The organism is Klebsiella sp. HMSC16A12 (assembly GCF_001808265.1).
Taxonomy (GTDB): Bacteria; Pseudomonadota; Gammaproteobacteria; order Enterobacterales; family Enterobacteriaceae; genus Klebsiella; species Klebsiella pneumoniae.
Genome location: NZ_KV792611.1, coordinates 1 through 24054, shown reverse-complemented (window position 1 = coordinate 24054; position 24054 = coordinate 1). Strand labels below are relative to the sequence as shown.

General features: G+C 62.8%; 22 protein-coding genes. 12 read left to right on the top strand and 10 right to left on the bottom strand.

Annotation, left to right across the window (positions count from 1 at the left end; translation table 11 throughout):
- The first annotated feature begins 19 nt into the window (after positions 1 to 19).
- A complete protein-coding gene (cho, locus tag HMPREF3140_RS13320) occupies positions 20 to 883 on the top strand; it encodes an excinuclease Cho (protein WP_023279909.1) in 864 nt (287 codons plus the stop codon).
- An 87-nt stretch (positions 884 to 970) separates the two neighbouring features.
- Here the strand turns inward: cho and spy are convergent, their stop codons facing one another.
- The 6 genes from spy to HMPREF3140_RS13285 all read right to left on the bottom strand — a co-directional run bounded on the left by spy (position 971) and on the right by HMPREF3140_RS13285 (position 7823).
- On the bottom strand, positions 971 to 1456 hold the full coding sequence (spy, locus tag HMPREF3140_RS13315; RefSeq protein WP_004217130.1) for an ATP-independent periplasmic protein-refolding chaperone Spy: 486 nt from the start codon (positions 1454 to 1456) through the stop codon (positions 971 to 973).
- 343 nt (positions 1457 to 1799) lie between these two features.
- Positions 1800 to 2765, bottom strand: a complete 966-nt coding sequence (astE, locus tag HMPREF3140_RS13305; protein ID WP_004224242.1) for a succinylglutamate desuccinylase — start codon at positions 2763 to 2765, stop codon at positions 1800 to 1802.
- 9 nt (positions 2766 to 2774) lie between these two features.
- Entirely contained in the window at positions 2775 to 4100 is a 1326-nt protein-coding gene (gene astB, locus HMPREF3140_RS13300) for an N-succinylarginine dihydrolase (RefSeq protein WP_023279908.1), read from the bottom strand.
- Entirely contained in the window at positions 4097 to 5575 is a 1479-nt protein-coding gene (gene astD, locus HMPREF3140_RS13295; protein WP_023279907.1) for a succinylglutamate-semialdehyde dehydrogenase, read from the bottom strand. The genes astB and astD overlap by 4 nt, the downstream gene beginning before the upstream one ends.
- Complete coding sequence (gene astA / locus HMPREF3140_RS13290) at positions 5572 to 6606, bottom strand: arginine N-succinyltransferase (protein WP_002901491.1); 1035 nt, start codon at positions 6604 to 6606, stop codon at positions 5572 to 5574. The genes astD and astA overlap by 4 nt, the downstream gene beginning before the upstream one ends.
- Positions 6603 to 7823, bottom strand: coding sequence for a succinylornithine/acetylornithine transaminase (locus tag HMPREF3140_RS13285; protein ID WP_002901489.1), 1221 nt, complete (start codon positions 7821 to 7823; stop codon positions 6603 to 6605). Before HMPREF3140_RS13285 ends, astA begins: the two co-directional genes overlap by 4 nt.
- A 438-nt stretch (positions 7824 to 8261) precedes the next feature.
- Here HMPREF3140_RS13285 and xthA point away from each other — a divergent pair, with 438 nt between their 5' ends.
- The 8 genes from xthA (at position 8262) to HMPREF3140_RS13245 (ending at position 15914) form a co-directional block, all read left to right on the top strand.
- The gene (gene xthA, locus HMPREF3140_RS13280; RefSeq protein WP_016946405.1) at positions 8262 to 9068 is read left to right on the top strand and encodes an exodeoxyribonuclease III; all 807 of its coding nucleotides are present in this window, start codon (positions 8262 to 8264) and stop codon (positions 9066 to 9068) included.
- Between the two features lie 213 nt (positions 9069 to 9281).
- Complete coding sequence (locus HMPREF3140_RS13275) at positions 9282 to 9938, top strand: TVP38/TMEM64 family protein (protein WP_004190824.1); 657 nt, start codon at positions 9282 to 9284, stop codon at positions 9936 to 9938.
- Positions 9925 to 10635 carry a TVP38/TMEM64 family protein gene (locus tag HMPREF3140_RS13270; RefSeq protein WP_004151923.1) on the top strand — a complete coding sequence of 237 codons (711 nt, stop codon included), beginning with the start codon at positions 9925 to 9927 and terminating at the stop codon, positions 10633 to 10635. The genes HMPREF3140_RS13275 and HMPREF3140_RS13270 overlap by 14 nt, the downstream gene beginning before the upstream one ends.
- On the top strand, positions 10632 to 11192 hold the full coding sequence (locus HMPREF3140_RS13265; RefSeq protein WP_004176519.1) for a carboxymuconolactone decarboxylase family protein: 561 nt from the start codon (positions 10632 to 10634) through the stop codon (positions 11190 to 11192). Before HMPREF3140_RS13270 ends, HMPREF3140_RS13265 begins: the two co-directional genes overlap by 4 nt.
- Positions 11193 to 11194: 2 nt before the next feature.
- Positions 11195 to 12373 carry an ABC transporter substrate-binding protein gene (locus tag HMPREF3140_RS13260; protein ID WP_020802460.1) on the top strand — a complete coding sequence of 393 codons (1179 nt, stop codon included), beginning with the start codon at positions 11195 to 11197 and terminating at the stop codon, positions 12371 to 12373.
- Complete coding sequence (locus HMPREF3140_RS13255) at positions 12346 to 13881, top strand: ABC transporter permease subunit (protein WP_031589887.1); 1536 nt, start codon at positions 12346 to 12348, stop codon at positions 13879 to 13881. Before HMPREF3140_RS13260 ends, HMPREF3140_RS13255 begins: the two co-directional genes overlap by 28 nt.
- Positions 13881 to 14513, top strand: a complete 633-nt coding sequence (locus HMPREF3140_RS13250) for an ATP-binding cassette domain-containing protein (protein WP_004176522.1) — start codon at positions 13881 to 13883, stop codon at positions 14511 to 14513. The genes HMPREF3140_RS13255 and HMPREF3140_RS13250 overlap by 1 nt, the downstream gene beginning before the upstream one ends.
- Positions 14514 to 14606: 93 nt before the next feature.
- On the top strand, positions 14607 to 15914 hold the full coding sequence (locus tag HMPREF3140_RS13245) for a sulfurtransferase (RefSeq protein WP_023279898.1): 1308 nt from the start codon (positions 14607 to 14609) through the stop codon (positions 15912 to 15914).
- A 51-nt stretch (positions 15915 to 15965) separates the two neighbouring features.
- On the opposite strand, the gene HMPREF3140_RS13240 is transcribed toward HMPREF3140_RS13245, so the two are convergent.
- A complete protein-coding gene (locus HMPREF3140_RS13240) occupies positions 15966 to 16589 on the bottom strand; it encodes a CDP-alcohol phosphatidyltransferase family protein (protein ID WP_004183674.1) in 624 nt (207 codons plus the stop codon).
- A gap of 86 nt (positions 16590 to 16675) precedes the next feature.
- Between HMPREF3140_RS13240 and HMPREF3140_RS13235 the strand changes: the two genes are divergently transcribed.
- Together HMPREF3140_RS13235 and gdhA are read left to right on the top strand one after the other, a co-directional pair.
- On the top strand, positions 16676 to 17086 hold the full coding sequence (locus HMPREF3140_RS13235; RefSeq protein ID WP_004183673.1) for a pyrimidine (deoxy)nucleoside triphosphate diphosphatase: 411 nt from the start codon (positions 16676 to 16678) through the stop codon (positions 17084 to 17086).
- Positions 17087 to 17268: 182 nt separating this feature from the next.
- Complete coding sequence (gene gdhA, locus HMPREF3140_RS13225; protein WP_031589882.1) at positions 17269 to 18612, top strand: NADP-specific glutamate dehydrogenase; 1344 nt, start codon at positions 17269 to 17271, stop codon at positions 18610 to 18612.
- Between the two features lie 43 nt (positions 18613 to 18655).
- On the opposite strand, the gene HMPREF3140_RS13220 is transcribed toward gdhA, so the two are convergent.
- The 3 genes from HMPREF3140_RS13220 to selD all read right to left on the bottom strand — a co-directional run bounded on the left by HMPREF3140_RS13220 (position 18656) and on the right by selD (position 22810).
- Complete coding sequence (locus tag HMPREF3140_RS13220) at positions 18656 to 19636, bottom strand: NAD(P)H-quinone oxidoreductase (RefSeq protein ID WP_016946407.1); 981 nt, start codon at positions 19634 to 19636, stop codon at positions 18656 to 18658.
- A 179-nt stretch (positions 19637 to 19815) separates the two neighbouring features.
- Positions 19816 to 21762 (bottom strand): DNA topoisomerase III, encoded by a 1947-nt coding sequence (locus HMPREF3140_RS13215; protein WP_023279896.1) that lies wholly within the window; start codon positions 21760 to 21762, stop codon positions 19816 to 19818.
- Between the two features lie 4 nt (positions 21763 to 21766).
- Positions 21767 to 22810: a selenide, water dikinase SelD gene (gene selD / locus HMPREF3140_RS13210; RefSeq protein WP_023279895.1), complete on the bottom strand. Its 1044-nt coding sequence runs from the start codon at positions 22808 to 22810 to the stop codon at positions 21767 to 21769.
- A gap of 225 nt (positions 22811 to 23035) precedes the next feature.
- On the opposite strand from selD, the gene phoC reads away from it, so the two are divergent.
- Entirely contained in the window at positions 23036 to 23782 is a 747-nt protein-coding gene (phoC, locus tag HMPREF3140_RS13205) for an acid phosphatase PhoC (RefSeq protein WP_002901387.1), read from the top strand.
- Positions 23783 to 24054: the final 272 nt, after the last annotated feature.

Below are 24054 nucleotides of genomic sequence, written 5' to 3'. Positions count from 1 at the left end.
GACAGTATCAGGAGTTATTGTGGCCAGAAAGCAATCAGCCCCGCGTCTCGAGTTTGAGGCGGCGGCGATCTATGAATATCCCGAACATCTTCGCCCGTGGCTGGAGGCGCTGCCGAAGCTGCCGGGCGTCTATCAGTTTCACGGCGACAGCGACACGATGCCGCTCTATATCGGTAAGAGCGTCAACCTCCGCAGCCGGGTGTTATCCCACCTGCGCACCCCTGAAGAGGCCGCGATGCTGCGTCAGTCGCGGCGTATCACCTGGCAGCGTACCGCTGGCGAGCTGGGAGCGCTGCTGCTGGAGGCGCGGTTGATTAAAGAGCAGCAGCCGCTGTTTAACAAGCGGCTACGGCGTAACAAGCAGCTCTGCGCCTGGCTACTTGCGGACGACCGGCCGCAGATTGTCTATGCCCGTGAGGTTGATTTCTCGCACCAGCAGCATCTCTATGGCCTGTTCGCCAACCGGCGGGCGGCGCTGCAGATGCTGCAGAGCCTCGCTGACGAACAGCGCCTCTGTTATGGCCTGCTTGGTCTGGAACCGCTTAGCCGCGGCCGCGCCTGCTTTCGCTCCGCGCTGGACCGCTGCGCCGGGGCCTGCTGTGGAAAGGAGAGCGTGGAGGCGCACAGAGAGCGCCTGCTGGCGCAGATGAGCAGACTGCAGCTGGTGTGCTGGCCGTGGGCGGGGCCCGTGGCGCTGGAGGAGCGCGGCCCGGACATGACGCAGTATCACGTCATTCATAACTGGCTGTGGCTGGGCGCCGTTGAATCGCTCGACCAGGCGGCGGAGTTGACCCGTCTGCCCGCCGGATTTGACCAGGATGGTTACAAGATCCTCTGTAAGCCTTTGCTCAGCGGAGACTATCCGCTGCATCCGCTTGGCTGAGAAGCCACCAATAAAAAACCGCCGGCCCTGCCCAACGCCTGATGGCATTATTGGGCAAGACCGGCGGTCTTGATTCAGTGCGCTACATTATTCAGCAGGTGCAGGCATTTTACCTGCCGGCGCGTTGCGTTCTGTCAGATGCTTCTCAAAATTAGCATTGAACTGTTTTTTCTGCTCTGGGGTCAGAATGTTGTAGATCTTGTTCTGCGTTTCCAGGCGGGACAGCGCCATCGCTTTATGCTGCGCTTCCATCTTATCGATCTGCGCTTCCGCCTTCGCCTTATCGAAGGTGTCGCTGGCGATCAGATCGTGCATCGCGCGGCGTTCTTCAAGGGACGGACGTTTCATATTTTCGCGCTGGCTCTTCATGATGTCGCGGATCTGCTGCTTCTGCGCATCGGTCAGGTTCAGGCCTTTAAACATCATGTCATGCTGACCCGGGCCGCCTTTATGATGCATCATCATCGGCTTGCTGTCGCTCGGCGCGGTGGTGGTATCGGCGGCGTGTGCCAGGTTAGCCGCGCCCAGAGCCAGAGTAGAGGCAACAAACAGTGCAGTGAGTTTCTTCATCATTCAATCCTTACTTTACGTTATTCTTACGGCGCGTTGCCGTGTTGACGAGATTAACTTTACGACGTTAATCGTCAATTAGTCAGAGCAAGAGTAAAACAATGAAAGTGTAAAAAACAGTTTCTCGCCAATTATGGAGAAAATAAGGAATTTAGCCGAAGAATTGCAATAAAAAATAAATAACTTACTGTTTTGCATAGAAATTATGGAGAGTATAAAGGAGGGGAGATTAAAAACAAAGCATTTTACCAGGAATAATCTGCAAATTTACAGTGGAGCACGAAAAAATAAGATGGCGAAAAAAGACGCGCGCAATAAAGCAGGCCGCCCGGCGGACGGCTTGCCCTCAGGATAATTTCTCCAGCATCAGGCCGGCGCGCAGTCCTTTCGCCACCGTCGGGTTAGGAAACAGAACATACTCCGTCTCAGGCCCCACCACATACCGCGTCTCGCCCTCCTCCGCCAGCAGCGTGCCGGGTTCGAAGGGGGTGAAGTTCAGCGTCTGATCCGCCATATGCAAGCGGAAATCATCACTATGGCGGGTTAGCTGCTGTACCACCCGGTAGCGCAGCGGCGCCGGGGCGTCGGCAATGGCCAGATCCCCCACCAGCAGCCGGGAGAGCGCCCGCTGGACGGCGGCAAACTGCGTCAGATCGTTTTCCCCCAACGGCAGCGCTTTGCCCAGCTCAAGGGTGCAGGCCAGCGCCGCGAACCGTTCGCAGCTGAAGTGGGTGAAGGTCCCGCCGGGCTGGCGATGAAACACCAGCGCCTCCAGCCCGGCGCCGCCCAGCCAGTGAAGAAAATCCTCCTCCCACGGCGTATCGCGGGCCGGGAGCACGCCGAAGCGCGGATGTAGCGACCCGCGGATCGCGGTATGCAGATCGAGGTGCCAGCGCGGGCCATCGTGGTCGCGATAAAAGCGGGCTACCGCCTGCTCCAGCCGCTGCGCCCGCTGCGTCTCCTCACTGAGCGGAAACTGCCGCCAGCGCTCGCCAAACATGCGGTTCATATCGCTGTGCAGATAGCGCTTATTCGCCCGCAGCGCTGGTGGGTTGCCGACGATCACCAGCAGCCGCCAGCGCAGCGGGAGCGCCTCCCGGACCAGTCGCTGCACCAGCTGGTCGACTATCTCCACCGGCGCCGTTTCGTTGCCATGAATGGCGCAGGAAAGTACCAGCCCGCGCTCGCAGCGCGCATGCGGCGTCAGCTCAAGGATCCCTTCCCCGAGCCAGTGCCAGCGGAAATGGGCCGTCTCGCCGTGAAAGTGATGGGGCAATCGCCCCGCCAGGGTTAATGCCAGAAAATGTTCCACCGCGCCCCCTTATTGCTGAAATGGATAAACCGAACCGAGCTGCAGGATCTGGGTCAACCGATCCAGCGCGTCGCGCCCTTCCCGAAGCAGCTGCGGGTCGGCGAGGTCGGCCTGGGTGAGACGATCGCGATAGTAGCGATCCACCCAGTCATTGAGGGTGGCAAACAGCGTATCGTTCATCAGGACGTGCGGATTGACCGCCTGATACTCCTCGGCCGTCAACACCACCCGCAGGCGCAGGCACGCCGGACCGCCGCCGTTGGCCATGCTCTCGCGCAGATCGAACACCCGCAGGTCGGCGATAGGGTTATCCCCGGCCAGCAGCTCATTGAGGTATTCCCAGACGCCGGCATGCTCCTGCGCTTCCTGAGGCAGGATAAGCGCCATGCTGCCATCCGCCCGGCTCACCAGCTGGCTGTTGAACAGATAGGTGGCAACCGCCTCTGCCACCGAGACCCGGCTGGCGGGTACCACCAGCGGCGTAAAACCCGGCACCCGCTGCGCCAGCTGCTGGAGAAGCGCGGTCTGGTCGGCAAAGGCCTGCTCATGGCAGAACAGGACCTGACGGTTGCTCACCGCGATGACGTCGTTATGAAAAACCCCCGTGTCGATCGCCGCCGGATGCTGGCGGGCGAAGATCAGCTGGCGGGGATTGACCTGATTGAGGCGCGCTACCGCCTGGCTGGCCTCAAGGGTTTGCCGCGCCGGATAGCGACGCGGCGCCTCCTCGCTCCCCCGGCGGCGGCCATAGACAAAGAGCTGGACGCCGGGAGCGCCATACTCGCCGCCGAGACGATTATGGTTCGCCGCCCCTTCGTCGCCAAACCAGGCCGAGGCGGGCAGCGCCGAGTGGATAGCAAATCGCGTGCGGTCGGGGAAAATCGCCTGCAGCAGCGCCTCTGTAGTCGGTGCTTCGCTGGCGCGGTGGAATTTATCCTGCAGATTCGCCACCGTCAGGTGCACCAGGCCATCCAGCGAATCGGCGGAGGGACACACCGTCGCCGCGTTCGCCACCCACATCGCCGAGGCCGAACTCACCGCCGACAGCAGATCCGGCTCCTGCTGCGCCACCCGGGCCACCACCTGCTCATCGCTGCCGCTAAAGCCCAGCTGGCGCAGAAGCGGCACGTTGGGACGCTCCTGCGGCGGGATCACCGCCTGCGGGTAGCCAGCGTCGGCGAGGGCTTTCATTTTTTTCAGCCCCTGCTTTGCCGCCAGCTGCGGATTAGACACCCGATAGCGATGCCGGGTGGAAGCCTCATTGCCAAAGGAGAGCCCGGCGTAGTGATGGGTCAGCCCGGGCAGACCGTCAAAGTTGACTTCGCGGGCGGTCATGACGCCTCCCCGGCCAGAAAGTCGAGACCCGGGCTCAGGCTGGCGGGCAGCGTCAGGGTCGGCGATTCAAGGCTGGCCATCGGCCAGGCGCAATAATCGGCGGCATACCAGGCCCCCGGACGATGGTTACCGGACGCCCCGGTGCCGCCGAACGGCGCGGTACTCGCCGCCCCGGTCAGCGGTTTGTTCCAGTTAACTATCCCTGCCCGCGCCTCAAGCAGCAGTCGATCGAACTTCTCCCGTTCCGGGGAGATTAACCCACAGGAGAGGCCGAAGCGGGTAGCGTTGGCTAAGGCAATCGCCTCCTCGAAAGTGTCGTAGCGCCAGACCCCAAGCAGCGGGCCAAACACCTCTTCATCTTCGACATTGGCCACGTCGCTCATGTCGACAATCCCCGGCGTTAGCAGCGACGTCCCGGCCTGCAATAACCGCGGCTCCAGCAGGGTGACCGCGCCAGCGGCGACCCGCTGCAGCCAGGCCTGATGCACTTTCTGCGCGGCTTGTTCAGAGATAAGCCCGCCGAGAAACGGCTGCGGCTCGGCGTCCCACGCCGCCGGGATCAGCCGTTGGCTCACCGTCACCAGCCGGGAGAGGAAGGCATCGCCCGCCTCTCCGCGTCGGACCAGCAGACGCCGGGCGCAGGTGCAGCGCTGGCCAGCGGTAATAAAGGCGGACTGGATGGTCAGATGCACCGCGGCATCCACGTCCCGCGGATCGTCGACGATCAGCGGGTTATTGCCGCCCATCTCCAGCGCGAGGATCTTCTGCGGCTGCCCGGCCAGCTGGCGATGCAGATGAAAACCGGTGGTTGAGCTGCCGGTAAACAGCAGTCCGTCGATATCCGCCTGGCCGCTGAGCGCCTCGCCGGTTTCCCGACCGCCCTGCACCAGGTTGAGCACCCCGGCGGGCAGGCCGGCCTGCTGCCATAGTTTCACCACTGCTTCGCCGCTGCGCGGGGTGAGTTCGCTGGGTTTAAAGACCACGGTATTGCCCGCCAGCAGCGCCGGCACGATGTGCCCGTTCGGCAAATGGCCGGGAAAGTTATAGGGGCCAAACACCGCCAGTACGCCGTGCGGCCGGTGACGCAGCGTGGCGGCGCCGTCGGGCAGGTCGCTGTGCTGTTCGCCGGTGCGGACGTGGTAGGCCTTCACCGAGATCGCCACCTTGTTGATCATCGCCGTCACTTCCCCGGCCGCCTCCCAGCGCGGCTTTCCGGTCTCGGCGCCGATAACCGCCGTCAGCTCCGCCTTACTGGCTTCCAGCAGAGCGGCAAACTTTTCAACGATCGCCTGACGGGCGGCAAACGGCAGCCGCGCCCAGGACGGGAACGCCTGGCGGGCAGCCGCCACCGCCTCGGCAACCTGCCCGGTATCCGCCGCCTCGCCCTGCCAGACAACCTTCAGGTTAACCGGATCCTGTTTACTGAAACCTGGCCCACGGCCGGGCCGCCACTCGCCGTTAATCCACAGACTCATGCAGTTTTCTCCTCAGGGATCAGGCGCACCATGCGCACCTGGTCGCCGGCATGACACTTCAGCATATCCAGTTCGCGGGCGCTGAGGGTCAGGGTGTCGCCATCCGGATCGGCATGCACCAGCAGAGCGCGGAACTGGTGATACTGTTCATTCGCCACCAGGCACAGCGGCCAGTCACCGGGCGGGGTTTCGCCGGCCTCGGTGGTCACCAGACGGCTTTTGCGGATCGCCCGCACCCGGTCGATGTCGCACTCCAGAGTCGGGCCGCCGTCGAAAATATCGATGTAGTTCAGGTAGCGGAACCCCTCTTTCTCCAGCACCGTCCGGGCCGGGGCGGTCTGCGGATGAACCTTGCCGATCACCGCCTGTGCCTCAGGGGAAAGGAAATCGATATACAGCGGATGCTTGGGCATCAGGGCGGCAATGAAAGCCTTCTGTCCGGTGCCGCACAGGTAGTCGGCACGGGAAAACTCCATGGCGAAAAAGCGTTTGCCCAGGCTCTCCCAGAACGGCGAGTAGCCCTGCTCGTCAATCACCCCGCGCATCTCGGCGACCACCTTCTCATTGAAGCGCTCGCGAAAGGCGGCCATAAATAAGAAGCGTGATTTCGACAGCAGATAGCCATTGCCCTCTTTGCGCCACTGCGGGTCGAGGAACAGGGTACACAGCTCGCTGCTGCCGGTATGATCGTTGCTGAGAAACAGCGTCGGCAGCGCCTGATAGACGTTGAGCTCCTTCGAGGCATGGACCTGGGTGCCGACCCGGTAGTTATACCAGGGATCGTTGAGCCCCACCGCCACCTCGATCGCGCAGATGCCCACCACCGCGCCGCTTTCGCTCTCCTCCAGCACAAAGACATAGCCCTGCTCGCTTTTCGGTAGCTCGCCGCGCCAGGTCTGCTGCGAGCGGGCGATCCGCGCCGCGAGGGTCGCTTCATCCACCGGCAGCGAGGTCAACCCGCCGCCGGTCTCCGCTGCCAGCTTCAGCAGCCCGGGCAAATCGCCCGGCTCCACCGGTCGAATAACCATCATGATGAGACTCCTGCCACGAAACGCGCGCAGGCCCGCTCGACGCGATCCAGCCCGCTGTTCACCTCTTCTTCACTAACGTTCAGCGCCGGCGCGAAACGCACCACGTTGGCGCCGGCGATCAGAATCATCACCCCCTCTTCCGCCGCCAGGTTACTGAGGGTTTTCGCCTTCCCGGCCCAGGCGTCGTTTAGCACGCAGCCGAGCAGCAGTCCCAGGCCGCGGATCTCCTTGAACAGGCCATAGCGGGCGTTAATTGCCTGCAGGCGTTCACAAAACCACTGATGGCGCTGTCTGACGCCGGAGAGCACTTCCGGGGTGTTGACGATCGACAGCAGTTCGCCGGCCACCGCCCCGGCCAGCGGGTTACCGCCGTAGGTGGTGCCGTGGGTGCCGACGGTCATCACGCTGGCGCAGGCCTCTGTCGCCAGCAGCGCGCCAATAGGGAAACCACCGCCCAGCGCTTTGGCGGTGGTCAGCACATCGGGCGTCACGCCGTAGTGCATATAGGCATACAGCTCGCCGGTGCGCCCGACCCCGGTCTGCACTTCATCGAAAATCAGCAGGGCGTTGTGCTGGTCGCAAAGCTGACGCAGGCCGCGTAAAAACTCGACGCTGGCCGGCACCACGCCCCCTTCGCCCTGCACCGGCTCGACGATCACCGCGCAGGTCTGGTCATTGATTAAGGCCTTTGCCGACTCGAGATCGTTAAATACGGCATGCTGGATCTGCGGCGGCAGCGGGGCGAAATCCCGGGAATAGGCCGGCTGACCGCCCGCCGAGACGGTGAACAGCGTCCGCCCGTGGAAAGCGTTCTGAAAGGCGACGATGCCACTTTTCTCGCTCCCAAAGCGATCGTGGGCATATTTACGCGCCAGCTTGAGCGCTGCCTCATTGGCCTCGGCGCCGGAGTTACAGAAGAAGACCCGGTCGGCGAAGGTAGCATCGATAAGCATTTTGGCCAGACGCAGGATCGGCTCATTGGTGTAGCCGTTGCCGGTATGCCAGAACTTGCCGGCCTGGTCGGTCAGGGCTTGCACCAGACGCGGATGGGCATGCCCCAGCGCGTTCACGGCGATGCCGCCGGCAAAATCGATATACTCTTTGCCCTGCTGATCCCACAGCCGTGACCCGGCGCCCCGCACCGGAATAAACGCCGCTGGCGCGTAGACCGGCATCATCCATTCATCAAAGTGGTTACGCGTAATTGACTGAGACATATCGACCTCTTCCGGTAAATTAAAAGTAGCAATAATGTTAATAAATATGAGTTATTACGCTGTAAATGTAGATTGCACGGTTCGTGCCAGCCAGCGATAAAAATGCATAAACCGGATGAGATAACGCAGAATCAATGAGTTACAGCCGAACGCTATTCAGATAAAATGCATATTTAGTGAATAAGTATCCGACAAAGGGGGATAAACAGTGATTAAAGAAGATAAATTATGCAACGGTAAGATATAATTCTGTAATTGTGATCCTCTGCGAAATTTATCGTAGCTATTTGCCCTTTTTTGGCGCGGCATGCCCGCAAAAGGGGCACCCACGGCACGCTCATGCGCAGCGATTGGCAGAATGACGCATCCGGTGGCAGCCAGCCTGGCGAATTTCTGCTACCATCCCTGCACTATTCACCTTGCACAGTGGCAGCGACTATGAAATTCGTCTCTTTTAATATCAACGGCCTGCGTGCCCGCCCGCACCAACTGGCCGCCATCGTCGAAAAACACCAGCCGGACGTGATTGGCCTGCAGGAAACCAAAGTTCACGACGACATGTTCCCTCTCGAAGAGGTCGCCAGGCTCGGCTATAACGTCTTTTATCACGGGCAGAAAGGCCATTATGGCGTCGCGCTGCTGACCAAAGAGACGCCGATTGCCGTCCGCCGCGGTTTCCCGAACGATGGCGAAGAGGCTCAGCGCCGCATCATTATGGCGGAGATCCCGTCGCCCTTCGGCAACGTCACAGTGATTAACGGCTATTTCCCGCAGGGTGAAAGCCGCGATCATGAGACCAAATTCCCGGCCAAAGCGGCGTTCTATCAGAATCTGCAGAACTATCTGGAGACCGAGCTCAACAAAGAGAATCCGGTGCTGATCATGGGCGATATGAACATCAGTCCTACCGATCTGGACATCGGTATCGGTGAAGAGAACCGCAAACGCTGGCTGCGCACCGGCAAATGTTCCTTCCTGCCGGAAGAACGGGAATGGATGGACCGCCTGCTGGGCTGGGGCCTGGTGGATACCTGGCGTCAGGCTAACCCCGACAATCATGAGCATTTCTCGTGGTTTGATTACCGCTCCAAAGGCTTCGACGATAACCGTGGGCTGCGCATCGATCTGCTGCTGGCCAGCCAGCCTCTGGCGCAGCGCTGCGTGGAAACCGGGATCGATTACGAGATCCGCGGGATGGAAAAACCGTCCGACCACGCGCCGGTGTGGGCCACCTTCCGGCCATAATTCACGCCCTTCTCTCGCCTCCCGCTGTGCGGGGGGCAGAATTTCCTGAGCAAAATCAACAAAGCGACGGTAAACCATTGTGACGGTCGTCGGAACAGGATACTGTCGCGCGCACTTTTTGATGTCCACTGCGTCCAGACTGTACAGGAGCACCTCTCATGCAAAAGAAGCCGTCATCCGGCCATTGGTAAAGGGCTGGGACTTCTCGCGCTGGTGGCCACGCTGGCCGTTATCAGCCACCGCGTCGGTCTCCACGATCTGCTGACTCACCTGCATCTGCTTCAGGACACCCTCCGCCATCAGGGCGCCTGGGGATATCTGGTCTATGCTGCGCTGTTTATCATTGCCACCCTGTGTCTGATCCCCGGCAGCCTGCTGGTGATCGCCGGCGGGATGCTCTTCGGCCCGCTAACAGGCTCCTTGCTCTCGTTTGCCGCCGCCACCCTCGCCTCTTCGCTGTCGTTTTTAATCGCCCGCTGGCTTGGACGCGATCTGCTGCAGCGCTATGTCGGCCATACCACCGTCTTTCAGGCGATTGAGCGCGGTATCGCCCACAGCGGCTGCGATTTCCTGATCCTCACCCGCCTGGTGCCGCTCTTTCCCTACAATATTCAGAATTACGCCTACGGCCTGACGGCGATCCGCTTCTGGCCCTTTACCCTGATCTCGGCCGTGACCACCCTGCCGGGTCTGGTCATCTATTCGGTGATGGCCAGCGAACTGGCCCGCGAGGGGGTGACCCTCGCCTTCGCGCTCAAACTGAGCCTCGCCGGCGGGCTGCTGTTTGCCCTGGTGCAGATAGGCAAACGGTTTGCCCGCGCCCGTCGCGTGGCGGCGTGCAGTGAGGAGGTGCGCCATGACCCAACCTGATCGCCGTCACCTGCGCCGCGCCCGGCTGGCCCTTGCCGTCGTGGTCGCCGCCGCTCTGGCCGCCTGGCTGTGGTTCCCTGGCGGGCGTACCTTTCTGCAGCAGAGTCTGACGGCGTTAGCCTCCCTGGATCCGCAGCAGGTCAGAGGGTTTATCGCCGCCTGGGGGCCGCAGGCCGCGCTGGTCTCATTTGCGCTGATGATCCTCCAGGCGATCGTCGCTCCGCTGCCGGCTTTCCTGATTACCCTGGCGAACGCCGCCCTGTTCGGCGCCTTCTGGGGCGGGGCGCTGTCGTGGTTCAGCGCTATGGTCGGGGCCGGGCTCTGCTTCTGCATCGCCAGAGCGCTGGGGCGCGAAGTGGTGGAGAAACTCACCGGCCGCGCGGTGCTGCGCAGTGCCGACGGCTATTTCACCCGCTTTGGCCCGCAGACGATCCTGGTCTGCCGCCTGCTGCCGTTTGTCCCGTTTGACCCGGTCAGCTATGCCGCCGGACTAACCTCGCTGCGCTTCTGGCCCTTTATGCTGGCCACCGGCGTGGGCCAGCTCCCGGCGACTATCGTTTATTCCTGGGCCGGGAGTCTGCTCACCGGGGGCACCTTCTGGCTGGCCACCGGGCTTTCGCTGCTTTTTGCCCTGGCGGTGGTCATCTCTATCGCCAAAAATATTTACCGTGAACGTCATAAGAGATCGTCGCCATGAGCTTACCCCCGCTGGATTCTGTCCCCCTGATCCTTCGTCCGCAGGCCTGGCTGCACCGCCGGCATTACGGCCAGGTGCTGAGCCCCATTCGCTGGTGGGGTCGGATCCCGTGGCTGTTTTACCTGGTTTCGCTGTTCGTGGGCTATATTGAACGCCGCCGCTCGCCGCTGGATCCGGTGCTGCGCTCGCTGGTCAGCGCCCGCATCGCCCAGCTGTGCCACTGCGAATTCTGTATCGATATCACCAGCATGACCCTCGCGGCGCGGAGCGGGAGCCAGGACAAGCTGCTGGCGGTCGCCGACTGGCGCAGCAGTACGCTGTTCAGCGAAAAAGAGCGCCTGGCGCTGGCCTATGCCGAAGCCGCCACCCAGACGCCGCCGGCGGTGGATGATGCCCTGCGTAGCGCGATGGCCGCGCATTTTGACGCCCGGGCGCTCACCGAGCTGACCGCCCTGATCGGCCTGCAAAATTTATCAGCGCGGTTCAATGCCGCGATGGCGATCCCGGCTCAGGGGTTGTGCCAGATACCCACCTCTTCCTCGCAGAATAAGGAGTAACGATGCGCCGTTTGCGTGATTACAGCCTCTGTCTGTGCCTGCTGCTGCTCTGGCCGCTGGCGGTTAATGCCGACGACAGCTGGCGGCAGATTCAGACGGAAGCCCACGGACAGACCGTCTGGTTTAACGCCTGGGGCGGCGACCCGGCCGTCAATCGCTATCTGGCGTGGGTCAGCGAAGAGGTCAAACGCTATTACGCAATCGACCTGCGTATTGTGCCTGTCGCCGACGCCGCCGACGCAGTGAAACGCATCCAGACCGAGGCGCAGGCCGGTCGTCGCCAGGGCGGGTCAGTGGATCTGCTGTGGATCAACGGCGAAAACTTTCGCACGCTTAAGCAGGCCAACCTGCTGCTCACCGGCTGGGCCGAATCGCTGCCCAACTGGCGCTATGTCGATCTGCAAAAGCCGGTACGGGAAGATTTTTCAGTCGCCACCGAGGGCGCGGAGTCGCCGTGGGGCAGCGCCCAGCTGACGTTTATCGCCCGCCGCGGACAAACGCCGCAGCCGCCCAGCAGCCCGCAGGCCCTGCTGGCCTTCGCCAGAGCCCATCCGGGCAGCGTAACCTACCCGCGGCCGCCGGACTTCACCGGTACCGCCCTGCTGGAGCAACTGCTGATCGCGCTCACCGACCAGCCAGCCGCCCTGCGCCAGCCGCCGCAGCCAACGACCTTCGCGGCGGTCACCGCCCCGCTGTGGCGCTATCTCGATGCGCTGCACCCGGCCCTGTGGCGGGCGGGCAAGGATTTCCCGGCGTCGCCGGCGCGGATGGACGCCATGCTCAACCAGGGCACCCTCCGCCTGTCGCTGACGTTTAACCCGCTGCACGCCCGGCAGAAAGCCGCCAGCGGCGAATTACCGACGGACAGCTACAGCTTCGGCTTTACCGCGGGGACCCTCGGCAACGTCCATTTCGTTACCATCCCGGCTAACGCCCGCGCTGTCGCTGGCGCCAAAGTAGTGGCCAATTTCCTGCTCTCCCCTGAGGCGCAATTGCGCAAGGCCGATGCCGCCGTCTGGGGCGATCCGAGCGTACTGGATCCGCAGCGTCTGCCTGACGGCCAGCGCCAGGCGCTGGCGGCAGCCCTGCCGCAGGATCTGCCGCCGGTGCTTGCCGAGCCTCACGCGGCATGGGTTGACGCGCTGGAGCAGGAATGGCTGCGCCGCTACGGTACCCACTGATCCTGCTGGCCTGGGGGGCGATGGCGGCGATCTATCTGCCGCTGCTCCCCGCCGCCGGGGAACTGGTGGGCGCTGCGCGCTCCCCGGCCCACTGGCGGGCGCTGTTCGCCGACCCGCAGCTGAGCCAGGCGCTGGCCGCCACCCTCGTCTCCACGCCGTTATCCGTCGGCGGCGCGCTGCTGATCGCCCTGACCATCGTCGCCGCCCTCTGGCCTTCGGCCCGCTGGCGGCGGCTGGCTTCCCGTCTGCCGCTGCTGCTGGCGGTGCCCCATCTCGCCCTGGCGACGGCGGCGCTGCTGCTGTTCGCCGAAGGGGGCTGGCTCTGGCAGCGGCTGCCGTTTCTGACGCCGCCGGTTGACCGGTACGGCATCGGGCTTGGCCTGACGATGGCCCTGAAAGAGAGCGCCTTTGTGCTGTGGGTGATTTATGGCCTGCTGGGAGAGAAACGCCTCGCCGACCAGGCGACCGCCCTGAAGAGCCTCGGCTACGGCCGCTGGCAGTGCCTGCGTTGGCTGGTGCTGCCCGCCCTGCTGCCCGCCCTCGGCATGGTGCTGCTGGCCACCACCGCCTGGAGCCTGTCGGCGGTAGACGTCGCCCTGGTGCTGGGGCCCGGCAATCCGCCCACCCTCGCCGTGCTGGCGTGGCAATGGTTAAGCCAGGGCGATGAGCTGCAGCAGGCCAAAGGGGCGCTGGCCAGCCTGCTGCTGATGGCGATCCTCGGCGGGCTGGCGCTGGTCGCCTGGGGCGGATGGCGGCTACAGCGCCAGTACCAGCCCGATCTGCACGGTGTTCGTCACCCGCATCCTCATGCCCTGCCCGGCCGCCTGCTGGCGGCGCTGCTGCCGCTGAGCGGTCTGCTGGGCGCGCTATTGCTGGCGGGGCTGGCGCGCTCGGCGCCGCCGCAGATGGATGCTCTGGGCAACAGCCTTGGGCTGGCGCTGGCGGCCTGCGCCCTCGGCGCGGCTGTCTGCCTGCTGTGGCTGGCCTGCGGCCCGGCGCGAGGCGATGGCTGGGTCTGGCTACCGCTGGTCCTGCCGGCCCTGCCGCTGGCCGACGGGCAGTACCGGTTGGCGCTGTATGCCTGGCTTGACGGTGACTGGTGGACCGTCCTGTGGGGCCATCTGCTGTGGGTGGTGCCCTGGATGCTGTTTATTTTGCGCCCGGCCTGGCGCCAGCGCGATCCGCGGCTGACGGTTGTCGCCCGCACGCTCGGCTGGGGATCGACGCGTATTTTCTGGTTGCTGACCCTGCCTTCGCTAACTCGCCCACTGCTGACCGCCCTGGCGGTGGGCTTCTCAGTAAGCATCGCGCAGTATCTGCCAACGCTATGGCTGGGGGCTGGCCGAATTCCGACGCTCACCAGCCAGGCGGTGGCGCTCAGCAGCGGCGGCGAGGCGCAGACGCTCGCCGCTCAGGCGCTGTGGCAATTATTGCTGCCGGCGGTATGCTTTACCCTAACGGCTCTGCTGGCCTGGCTGGCAGGCCGCTATCGACGAGGACTTCGCTAGTGCTAACCGTAAACCATCTGACTCTGAGCGTGAGACGCCAGCCGCTGCTGCGGGAGGTCGCCTTTTCGGTAGCCCCGGGGGAGGTGCTGACGCTGATGGGCCCCTCCGGTAGCGGGAAATCAACACTGTTTGCCTGGATGATTGGCGCCCTGTCCGGCGATTTTCGCGCCCGAGGCGAACTGTGGCTCAACGAACGGCGTTGCGATACGCTGCCGACAGAGCATCGGCGCATCGGCATTCTGTTTCAGGACCCGTTACTGTTCGACCATTTCAGCGTCGGGCAAAATTTACAGCTGGCGCTGCCGGAGAACGTGCGCGGCGAGGCGCGAAAAACCGCGGTGGAGGAAGCGCTTAGCCGCGCCGGGCTGGCGGGCTTCGCCCCGCGCGATCCGGCCACGCTCTCCGGCGGGCAGCGGGCGCGGGTGAGCCTGCTGCGCGCCCTGCTGGCGCGCCCCGAGGCGCTGCTGCTCGATGAACCCTTCAGCCGCCTGGATGCCAGCCTGCGCGCCGGGTTCCGCCGCTGGGTCTTTGAAGAACTGGCCCGCCAGGCCATTCCGGCGATCCTGGTGACCCACGATCGCGAGGACTGCCCGCCGACGGGGCGCTGCCTGGCGATGGAGCGCTGGCAATGAAGGACAATAGCGTGCAAACCTGCGTTACCGCAAAGAAATCGGCGCCTGGCGAGTGGAGAATACGCCCTCCACTTTTTACCGTCGGGCATTTCGATGAAACGTGTTTCTCAATTGACCGCACTCGCCCTGCTCATGGGGCTTGCTGCTTCCACTACCTGCGCCGCTGAAACCATGCCAGCGCTCACTCTCTTCCACCTGCAACAGCAGCACGGCGTGGCCATCGACACCCGGCTCAGCGCTTATTACAACGGCTGGCCGCAGCGCGCCAACGGCCCGGAAGGCCATGAGCCGCAGGCCCTCAATCTTTCCGCCCGCTGGCTCGGCGCCATGAGCGACGATCAGCTCCGCGCCTGGGCTAAGCAGCACCAGCTCCAGTCCGATACCCCCATCGCGCTGTACGGCAGCCCGGAGGATAACGTCAGCGTCGCGGCGCGGCTGAAACAAACGGGTTTCACCCGGCTCAGCACCCTGAGCGATGCGCTGAGCCAGACCGACCGTCTGCAAAAGCTGCCGCACTTTGAACAGCTGGTCTACCCCCAGTGGCTGCACGACCTACAGCAAGGGAAAGCGGTCGCCGCCGCCCCGGCAGGCGACTGGAAAGTGTTTGAAGCCGCCTGGGGAGCGCCGAAGCTCTATCTGCTGAGCCATATCCCTGGCGCGGGCTATATCGATACCAATGAGGTGGAGAGCGAACCGCTGTGGAATAAAGTGTCCGACGCGCAGCTGAAGGCGATGCTGGCGAAGCACGGCATCCGGCATGACACCACGGTGATCCTCTATGGTCGCGACGTCTACGCCGCAGCGCGGGTGGCGCAGATCATGCTGTACGCCGGGGTCAAAGACGTGCGCCTGCTTGACGGCGGCTGGCAGACCTGGTCCGACGCCGGGCTGCCGGTAGAGCGCGGTATGCCGCCGGCGCAGCAGCCGGCGCCTGATTTCGGCGCGCCGATCCCCGGCCAGCCGCAGCTGATGCTGGATACCGAACAAGCCCGCGGGCTGCTGCATCGTCAGGACGCCTCGCTGGTCAGCGTCCGCTCGTGGCCGGAGTTTATCGGCACCACCAGCGGCTACAGCTATATCAAGCCGAAGGGCGACATCGCTGGCGCCCGCTGGGGCCACGCCGGGAGCGACTCCACGCACATGGAGGATTTCCATAACCCGGACGGCACCATGCGCAGCGCCGACGATATCGCTGCCCTGTGGCGCCAGTGGAACATTCTGCCGAGCCAGCAAGTGGCGTTTTATTGCGGGACCGGCTGGCGGGCCTCGGAAACCTTTATGTATGCCCGCGCCATGGGCTGGCCGCACGTCGCGGTGTACGACGGCGGCTGGTACGAATGGAGCAGCAACCCGCACAATCCGGTGGCCCGCGGAGAGCGCGGCCCGGAAAGCAGTCAGTAACTCGCCCCGCCTCAGCGCGTCGCCCTTTGTCGGCGACGCGCGATACCCCGTTTACGCTGTGGTCGTTACCCGCTTTAAGGTCTGGTAGCCACTGCAGATGCGCGTCGCCGTCGTCAGCCAGCACAGCGCGCCAAACAGCCACGCCAGCCAGGCGAAATGCGCCGGAAACAGGCAGCCAAGGACAAACAACAGGATGGTCTCCGTCCCCTCCGTCAGTCCCCCGAGATAGTACAGCGATTTATGGGCGTAGCCGGGATTGGCGATCTGGTGCCTGGCCGCCAGGGCGGCAAAAGCGAGAAAGCTGCTGCCGGTGCCGATAAAGGCAAACAGCAGCCAGCCGCCCGCCAGGGCATTGTTCAGCGGATCCGCCAGAATAAAGCCGAACGGCACCAGGGCGTAAAAGAGAAAATCCAGCGCAATATCGAGAAAGCCGCCCGCGTCCGTGAGCCCGCGCCGCCGCGCCAGAGCGCCGTCCAGGCCATCCAGCAGGCGGTTAAGGAGAATGGCCGCCAGCGCCGCGCCATACCACCCCAGCGCCAGAAAGGGCAGAGCCAGCACGCCGATGGCAAAACCGACCAGCGTCAGCCCGTCCGGTGAGATGCCGGGGCGGTCAAGGACGCCGGCGACAGCGTTAAGCAGGGGTTTAAGGCGCGGATGCAGGTGGCTATCAAGCACGAAGGTCTCCAGCAGGGTTGGCGGTTGTCAGTTACGGTCTATGGCGGTGATAATAGGCCATATTCGTCTTATTAACCTTGATGCTTATGCTAAAAATGATTGATGTTGTCGCCGCCATTATTGAACAGGATGGCCAAATTCTGCTGGCGCAGCGTCCGCCCCACGCCGACCAGCCGGGGATGTGGGAGTTCGCCGGCGGCAAAGTGGAGCCGGGTGAAAACCAGCCGCAGGCGCTGGCCCGCGAACTGCAGGAGGAGATGGGCATCATCGCCCGCCCAGCTTGCTATATCGCTAGCCATCAGCGGGAGGTCTCCGGCCGCCGGATCCATCTGCACGCCTGGTGGGTGCCGCACTTTCAGGGCACGCCGCTGGCCCACTATCACACTCAGCTGCGCTGGTGCCTTCCCACAGAAGCGCTGGCCCTCGATCTCGCCCCGGCCGATATTCCTCTGCTGCACGCCTTTATCGCCCAGCGCCCCACCCTTTCCGTCCGCTGATCCGCCCGCCGCCTCGTCATCGCTTTTAGTTATGACGAGCGGGCAATTATAAATTTTGTTGTCGGCTCAATTTTTCCTTGCTTGCCTAAGGATTAGCGGTGTTATAGTCGGAAAATCGGTTTTTTCAAGGACCGAATCATAATAAATACATGCAACCACAACCATAAGGGGAACTGATATCTATGGATCAGACGTGCACTCTGGAAGGCTTTCTCACCCGCGTTCAACAGCGCGATCCTCATCAAACCGAATTTGCTCAAGCCGTCCGGGAGGTGATGACCACCCTGTGGCCTTTCCTTGAGGAAAATCCGCGCTATCGTCAGCTTGCTTTGCTGGAACGTCTGGTGGAACCGGAGCGCGTGATCCAGTTCCGCGTGGTGTGGGTGGACGACCGCAATCAGGTCCAGGTCAACCGCGCGTGGCGCGTGCAGTTCAACTCGGCCATCGGCCCGTATAAAGGCGGGATGCGTTTTCACCCGTCGGTTAACCTGTCGATTCTCAAATTCCTTGGCTTCGAGCAGACCTTCAAAAACGCCCTGACCACTCTGCCGATGGGCGGCGGGAAAGGCGGCAGCGATTTCGATCCTAAAGGCAAGAGCGATGGCGAAGTGATGCGTTTCTGCCAGGCGCTGATGACCGAACTCTATCGCCACCTTGGCCCGGATACCGACGTACCGGCGGGCGATATCGGCGTCGGCGGTCGCGAAGTCGGCTTTATGGCCGGAATGATGCGCAAGCTCTCCAACAACAGCGCCTGCGTCTTCACCGGTAAAGGACTCTCCTTTGGCGGCAGCTTGATCCGTCCGGAAGCCACTGGTTACGGCCTGATCTACTTCAGCGAAGCGATGCTCAAACGTCACGGCCTCGGCTTCGAAGGCGCTCGCGTGGCGGTCTCCGGCTCCGGCAACGTCGCGCAATACGCCATTGAGAAAGCGATGGAGCTTGGCGCGCGGGTGGTGACGGCCTCCGACTCCAACGGCACCGTCGTTGACGAAGCGGGCTTCACCAAAGAAAAACTGGCCCGCCTGATCGACATTAAAGAGCGTGCCCACGGCCGCGTGGCCGATTACGCCCGCGAATTTGGCCTCACCTATCTTGAAGGCCAGCAGCCGTGGTCAGTGCCGGTGGATATTGCCCTGCCTTGCGCGACCCAGAACGAACTGGACGTCGATGCCGCCCGCCAGCTGATTGCCAATGGCGTCAAGGCCGTGGCGGAAGGCGCCAACATGCCGACCACCATCGCCGCAACCGACCTGTTCCTGGAAGCTGGCGTGCTGTTTGCCCCGGGCAAAGCGGCCAACGCCGGCGGCGTGGCGACTTCCGGTTTGGAGATGGCGCAGAACGCCGCGCGCATGGGCTGGAAAGCGGAAAAAGTGGATGCCCGCCTGCATCACATCATGCTGGATATCCACCACGCTTGCGTGCAGTACGGCGGCGAAGCGAAGCAGACCAACTACGTGCGCGGCGCGAATATCGCCGGTTTCGTGAAGGTTGCAGATGCTATGCTGGCCCAGGGCGTGATTTAACCTCCCCTAACTCCATCCCGGCGGCAGCCCGCCGGGATGCGTCTCACGACGTCATCGTGATCACCACTTTCCCCAGATGCTGACCACTGTCCAGACAGGCATGGGCCTCGGCAATCTCCGCCATCGGGTAGCTGGCGTAGATCAGCGGCTTGCATTTCCCTGCCTCAAGCAGCGGCCAGACGTGGCGGCGCAGCGCCTCGGCAATCTGCTGTTTCTCCGCTGGCGTCCGGCCGCGCATGGTCGAGCCGGTGACGGTGGCTCGCTTGAGCATCAGAGTCTGAATATCAACCTCATGAGCGATTCGCCCGCCCATAAAGCCGATGATGACCAGTCGTCCATCCTTTTTCAGTAGCCCAAGGTTGCGGTTAAAGTAAGGGCCGCCAACAATATCCAGAATGACGTCCACCCCTTCATCGTTGGTCAGCTGGCCGATTTTCTCGGCAAAATCATCTGTTTTGTAGTTAATCGCCGTAGCATAGGGACGTAGCGCAACAATTTTTTCGTCCTGGCCGACGGTGGCATAGACGGTCATCCCCAGCGCGTGGCACAGCTGGACCGCGGTGGTGCCAATCCCGCTGGCGCCGCCGTGGACCAGAATGCTTTCGCCAGGCTGCAGCTTACCCAGCTGGAAGACGTTCGCCCAGACGGTGAAGAAGGTTTCCGGAATGGCGGCCGCTTCGCTAAAGCTGAGGCCCGCCGGGATCGGCAACGTCTGGCCTGCCGGCACGGCGCAGTATTCGGCATAGCCGCCGCCGTTGGTCAGCGCGCAAACGCGATCGCCGGGCATAAACGCTGTGACCTGCGCGCCGACCTTAACAACCACGCCCGCCACCTCGAGGCCGGGCACGGGGGTGACGCCCTCAGGCATGGGATACAGACCCTGGCGCTGCAGAATATCCGGCCGGTTGACGCCCGCCGCCTTCACCTCAATGAGCACCTCATGCTCCCCGATGATGGGGATCTCCCCTTCGCGGATCTGCAATACCTCCGGGCCGCCCGGTTGGCTGATAGCAATATATTTCACGGGTCCTCCTTATCGCCTGTGAGAGAAATGGGGCATCGGCCTCAGGAAAAGCGCAGCGGGCATCCCCTGCTCAGGGGCCCCGCGTCCAGGCTCTTCCCGGCTGTTTAGTGTAGACCATTGGCCTGGCTGGCGGAGAAGCGGTGGCCGCGGGGTAACGCATCCTCGCGACCACCGGCGGGTTACTGCGGCGGCGGCGCGGTATCGTCTGCCGCTTTTTTGCCTTTCGGCTTCCCTTTACCTTTGCTGAACGACTTCTTCGCCCCGCCCGGCGCCACCAGGCCGCGGAACTGACGCACCGGCGTGCTGCGCGCCTGATCGATCAGTTGATACAGCGTCCCCACCAGCGGCTGCATAAAGTCCTGATAGCGGCACTGTTTCTCGCTGATCTGCGTCAACACCGACTCCCAGTGGGCGGTCATGTCCGGTCGCCCGGCCATCTCCGGCAGGGAATGAATGAGCGCCCTGCCGGCCTCCGAGGAGTGGATATAGCGCCCCTTTTTGCTCAGGAAACCACGCTTGAACAGCAGCTCGATAATCCCTGCGCGGGTCGCTTCCGTGCCGAGGCCGTCGGTGGCGCGGAGGATCTTCTTCAGATCTTTATCCTGCACGAAGCGGGCAATCCCGGTCATCGCCGACAGCAGCGTGGCGTCGGTAAAGTGGCGCGGCGGCTGGGTCTGACGCTCCACCACCTCGCCCCTCTCGCACAGCAGTTCATCGCCTTTGGCCACCACCGGCAGCGGCGTGCCGTCGTTCTCTTCATCGCGCTCTTTGCTGCCAAGCAGCGTCCGCCAGCCCGCCTCGGCCAGAAAACGCGCCTTGGCGACAAACTTGCCGTTGGCGATCTCAAGATCAATCTGGCATTTGCGGAACACTGCGTCAGGGCAGAACTGCATCAGATACTGGCGGGCGATCAGGGTGTACACCTTCGCTTCGTTATCGGTGAGCTTCACCTGGCTGCTGCGGGCGGTTGGGATAATCGCATGGTGCGCGTCGACCTTTTTATCATCCCAGCAGCGGTTGCGGATCTCCGGATCCACTACCGGCTGCGGCAGCAGGTCCGCCGCATGGACGGCAATCGCATTCAACACCGCATGGCGGCCAGCGAAGTGCTCTTCCGGCAGATAGCGGCTGTCCGAACGCGGATAGGTGATGAGTTTGTGGGTTTCGTACAGCTTCTGGCAGATATCCAGCACGTTCTGCGCGCTGAAGCCGAAACGTTTGGCCGCCTCAATCTGCAGCGCCGACAGCGAGAACGGCAGCGGCGCGGGTTCGGAATCGCGCTTATCGTTATAGCCGGTCACGATTGCCGGCTGGCCTTCGATGCGCTTAACCACATGCTCGGCCAGCGGACGATGCAGCAGGCGCCCTTCTTCATCCTGGTAAGGTTCGCAGGCTTCGCTCGGCACCCAGGTGGCGACAAAACGCTCCTCCTGCGGCGTGACGATATGCGCCTTCGCGTCGAAGAAATCTTTGGCGACGAAATTTTCAATCTCTTCATCGCGACGGACCACCAGGCCAAGTACCGGGGTCTGCACCCGCCCCACCGAGAGCACCCCCTGATAGCCGGCGTTGCGCCCCAGCAGGGTGTAGGCGCGGGTCATATTGATGCCGTACAGCCAGTCGGCGCGGGCCCGCGCCAGCGCCGACACGCAGAGCGGCACGAACTCGCTGTTGGCGCGCAGACGGTTGATCGCCCGCTCCACCGCCTGCGGGTTGAGATCGTTAATCAGACAGCGCTGCACCTGCTGACGCTTCTCCGGCGCCAGCTGCAGGTAGTCGAGTACTTCGTCCACCAGCAGCTGCCCTTCTCTGTCCGGGTCGCCGGCGTGGATAACCTCCTCGGCGTCGCCGAGCAGGCGCTTGATGACATTCAGCTGTTTGGTGACCGAGGGCTTTGGCTGCAGCTGCCATTTCTCCGGCACAATCGGCAGATCGTTGAGATTCCACCGGGCATAGCGGCTGTCGTAGATGTCCGGCTGCGCCTGCTCCAGCAGGTGGCCGATACACCAGGTGACCACCTGCCCGTTGCCGCACTCAATATAGCCATCGCCTTTGCGGTGCGGTTTAGGCAACACATCGGCGATAGCCCGACCGAGACTCGGTTTTTCTGCAATAAACAACCGCATCGAATCAACGGATCTCGATCATGGGTCGCCCGCCGCGGGCGGTCACCAGCTCGCCGATGGCGGCCAGCTTAATGCCGAACTCCGCCGCGGCGGCCTGAACTTCCGCCTCCGCCTCCGGGGTCACCGCCAGCAGCAGGCCGCCGGAGGTCTGCGGATCGCACAGCAGATCCCGCCACTCCGTCGGCATCTCGCCCATGAGATGGCCGTAGCTGGCAAAGTTGCGCCCGGTGCCGCCCGGCACCGCGCCGGCGGCGATATAGTCCTCCACCCCCGGCAGTTTTGGGATATCGGCATAGCGCAGCTGCGCCTGCACGCCGGCCCCGCGGCACACCTCGCTGAGGTGGCCGAGCAGGCCAAAGCCGGTGACGTCGGTCATCGCCTTCACCCCGTCGATGGCGGCAAACGCGGCGCCGGCGAGGTTTATCTGGCACATGGTCTCCGTCGCTAACCCTTGATGCTCTGGCTTGAGCAGCGATTTTTTCTCCGCGGTGGTCAGTACGCCGATCCCCAGCGGTTTGGTGAGATACAGTTTGCAGCCCGCCTGGGCGGTGCTGTTTTTCTTGATGCGCTCGGTGGGCACCACGCCGGTGACCGCCAGACCGAAGATCGGCTCCGGGGCGTCAATGGAGTGGCCGCCCGCCAGCGCGATCCCCGCCTGCTGGCAGGCAAAGCGCCCGCCCTCCACCACTTCGCGAGCGATTTCCGGCGCCAGGGTGTTGATCGGCCAGCCGAGGATGGCAATCGCCATAATCGGTTTCCCGCCCATAGCGAAAATATCGCTGATGGCGTTGGTGGCGGCGATGCGGCCAAAGTCGAACGGGTTATCGACAATCGGCATAAAGAAATCGGTGGTGCTGACGATCGAGGTGCCATTACCGAGATCGTAAACGGCGGCATCATCGCTGGTTTCGTTGCCGACAAGCAGGTTTGGATCGACAAACTTCGCCTGCTCGCTATGCAGGATAGTTTCCAGCACTTTCGGGGAAATTTTACAACCACAACCGGCTCCGTGGCTGTATTGCGTTAAACGAATGGCTTGCTCGCTCATGGACATCTCCTGTCATTGCAATCCCGCTATGTTAGCGCCCAAACGCCAGGGTGGTAAGTACGACAGTCTGAAATCGCGTATGGTTGCTCATTAAGCAGACAAAAAGCCGTTTTTGCGAGACGCGACAATTTTTTCCCGACCATTTTCACTTTTACTTAAAGATGACAGAAATGTGACAGCACAGGACTGTCTTCTCTGGAATGATTATGACGTAAGGAAATTCTAATGAAAAAGCGTGTTCTTGCCCTTTGCCTGGCCAGTTTCTTCTCCGTTAACGCCTTTGCTCTGGTTCCCCCCGGGAACGATGTCACCACCAAGCCCGATCTCTACTATCTGACCAATGCCCAGGCCATCGACAGCCTGGCGCTGTTGCCACCACCGCCGGCGGTGGGCAGTATCGCATTTTTAAACGATCAGGCGATGTATGAGCAAGGACGTCTGCTGCGCAATACCGAGCGCGGGAAGCTGGCGGCAGAGGATGCCAACCTCAGCGCGGGCGGCGTGGCCAACGCCTTCTCCAGCGCCTTTGGTTCGCCGATCACCGAGAAAGACGCGCCGCAGCTTCACAAACTGCTGACCAATATGATTGAAGACGCCGGTGACCTGGCGACCCGCAGCGCGAAAGAGAAATACATGCGCATTCGCCCGTTTGCGTTCTATGGCGTCTCCACCTGCAACACCACCGAACAGGACAAGCTGGCGAAAAACGGCTCTTACCCGTCCGGGCATACTTCTATCGGCTGGGCCACCGCCCTGGTGCTGGCGGAGATCAACCCGCAGCGGCAAAACGAAATTTTGAAGCGCGGCTATGAGCTCGGCGAGAGCCGGGTGATCTGCGGCTATCACTGGCAGAGCGATGTCGATGCGGCGCGCATCGTCGGCTCCGCGGTGGTCGCTACGCTGCACACCAACCCGGCCTTCCAGCAGCAGTTGCAGAAAGCCAAAGATGAATTCGCGAAAAGGCAGAAGTAACGTCATCGCCGTTGCATTCCCGGATGCGGCGCCTGGCGCGTCTTGTCCGGGCTACAAAAACCGCGATTGATTCGAATGGTAGGGGTTGTAGGCCGGGTCAGGCGCGAGCCGCCACCCGGCATAGATGCGGCTCCGAGCCTGCTGCCATCGCCCGGCGGCGCTGCGCTTGCGCGGCCAGCCGGACGGTTCCCTCTCCCTCCGGGAGAGGGCCAGGGTGAGGGGAAGCACTGCAGTGTGGTTGTTTATGTTATCTGTGGCTTCAGCGTAGTTTG

What these genes read in the sequence shown, in the direction of transcription:
- astD (WP_023279907.1), bottom strand. Translation starts at nt 5,575, where the DNA reads ATGAGTCTGTGGATTAACGGCGAGTGGCGGCCCGGCCGTGGGCCAGGT.
- HMPREF3140_RS13265 (WP_004176519.1), top strand. Translation starts at nt 10,632, where the DNA reads ATGAGCTTACCCCCGCTGGATTCTGTCCCCCTGATCCTTCGTCCGCAG.
- gdhA (WP_031589882.1), top strand. Translation starts at nt 17,269, where the DNA reads ATGGATCAGACGTGCACTCTGGAAGGCTTTCTCACCCGCGTTCAACAG.
- HMPREF3140_RS13260 (WP_020802460.1), top strand. Translation starts at nt 11,195, where the DNA reads ATGCGCCGTTTGCGTGATTACAGCCTCTGTCTGTGCCTGCTGCTGCTC.
- HMPREF3140_RS13255 (WP_031589887.1), top strand. Translation starts at nt 12,346, where the DNA reads ATGGCTGCGCCGCTACGGTACCCACTGATCCTGCTGGCCTGGGGGGCG.
- astA (WP_002901491.1), bottom strand. Translation starts at nt 6,606, where the DNA reads ATGATGGTTATTCGACCGGTGGAGCCGGGCGATTTGCCCGGGCTGCTG.
- xthA (WP_016946405.1), top strand. Translation starts at nt 8,262, where the DNA reads ATGAAATTCGTCTCTTTTAATATCAACGGCCTGCGTGCCCGCCCGCAC.
- HMPREF3140_RS13235 (WP_004183673.1), top strand. Translation starts at nt 16,676, where the DNA reads ATGCTAAAAATGATTGATGTTGTCGCCGCCATTATTGAACAGGATGGC.
- HMPREF3140_RS13245 (WP_023279898.1), top strand. Translation starts at nt 14,607, where the DNA reads ATGAAACGTGTTTCTCAATTGACCGCACTCGCCCTGCTCATGGGGCTT.
- astB (WP_023279908.1), bottom strand. Translation starts at nt 4,100, where the DNA reads ATGACCGCCCGCGAAGTCAACTTTGACGGTCTGCCCGGGCTGACCCAT.
- phoC (WP_002901387.1), top strand. Translation starts at nt 23,036, where the DNA reads ATGAAAAAGCGTGTTCTTGCCCTTTGCCTGGCCAGTTTCTTCTCCGTT.
- HMPREF3140_RS13270 (WP_004151923.1), top strand. Translation starts at nt 9,925, where the DNA reads ATGACCCAACCTGATCGCCGTCACCTGCGCCGCGCCCGGCTGGCCCTT.
- HMPREF3140_RS13285 (WP_002901489.1), bottom strand. Translation starts at nt 7,823, where the DNA reads ATGTCTCAGTCAATTACGCGTAACCACTTTGATGAATGGATGATGCCG.
- selD (WP_023279895.1), bottom strand. Translation starts at nt 22,810, where the DNA reads ATGAGCGAGCAAGCCATTCGTTTAACGCAATACAGCCACGGAGCCGGT.
- HMPREF3140_RS13215 (WP_023279896.1), bottom strand. Translation starts at nt 21,762, where the DNA reads ATGCGGTTGTTTATTGCAGAAAAACCGAGTCTCGGTCGGGCTATCGCC.
- spy (WP_004217130.1), bottom strand. Translation starts at nt 1,456, where the DNA reads ATGATGAAGAAACTCACTGCACTGTTTGTTGCCTCTACTCTGGCTCTG.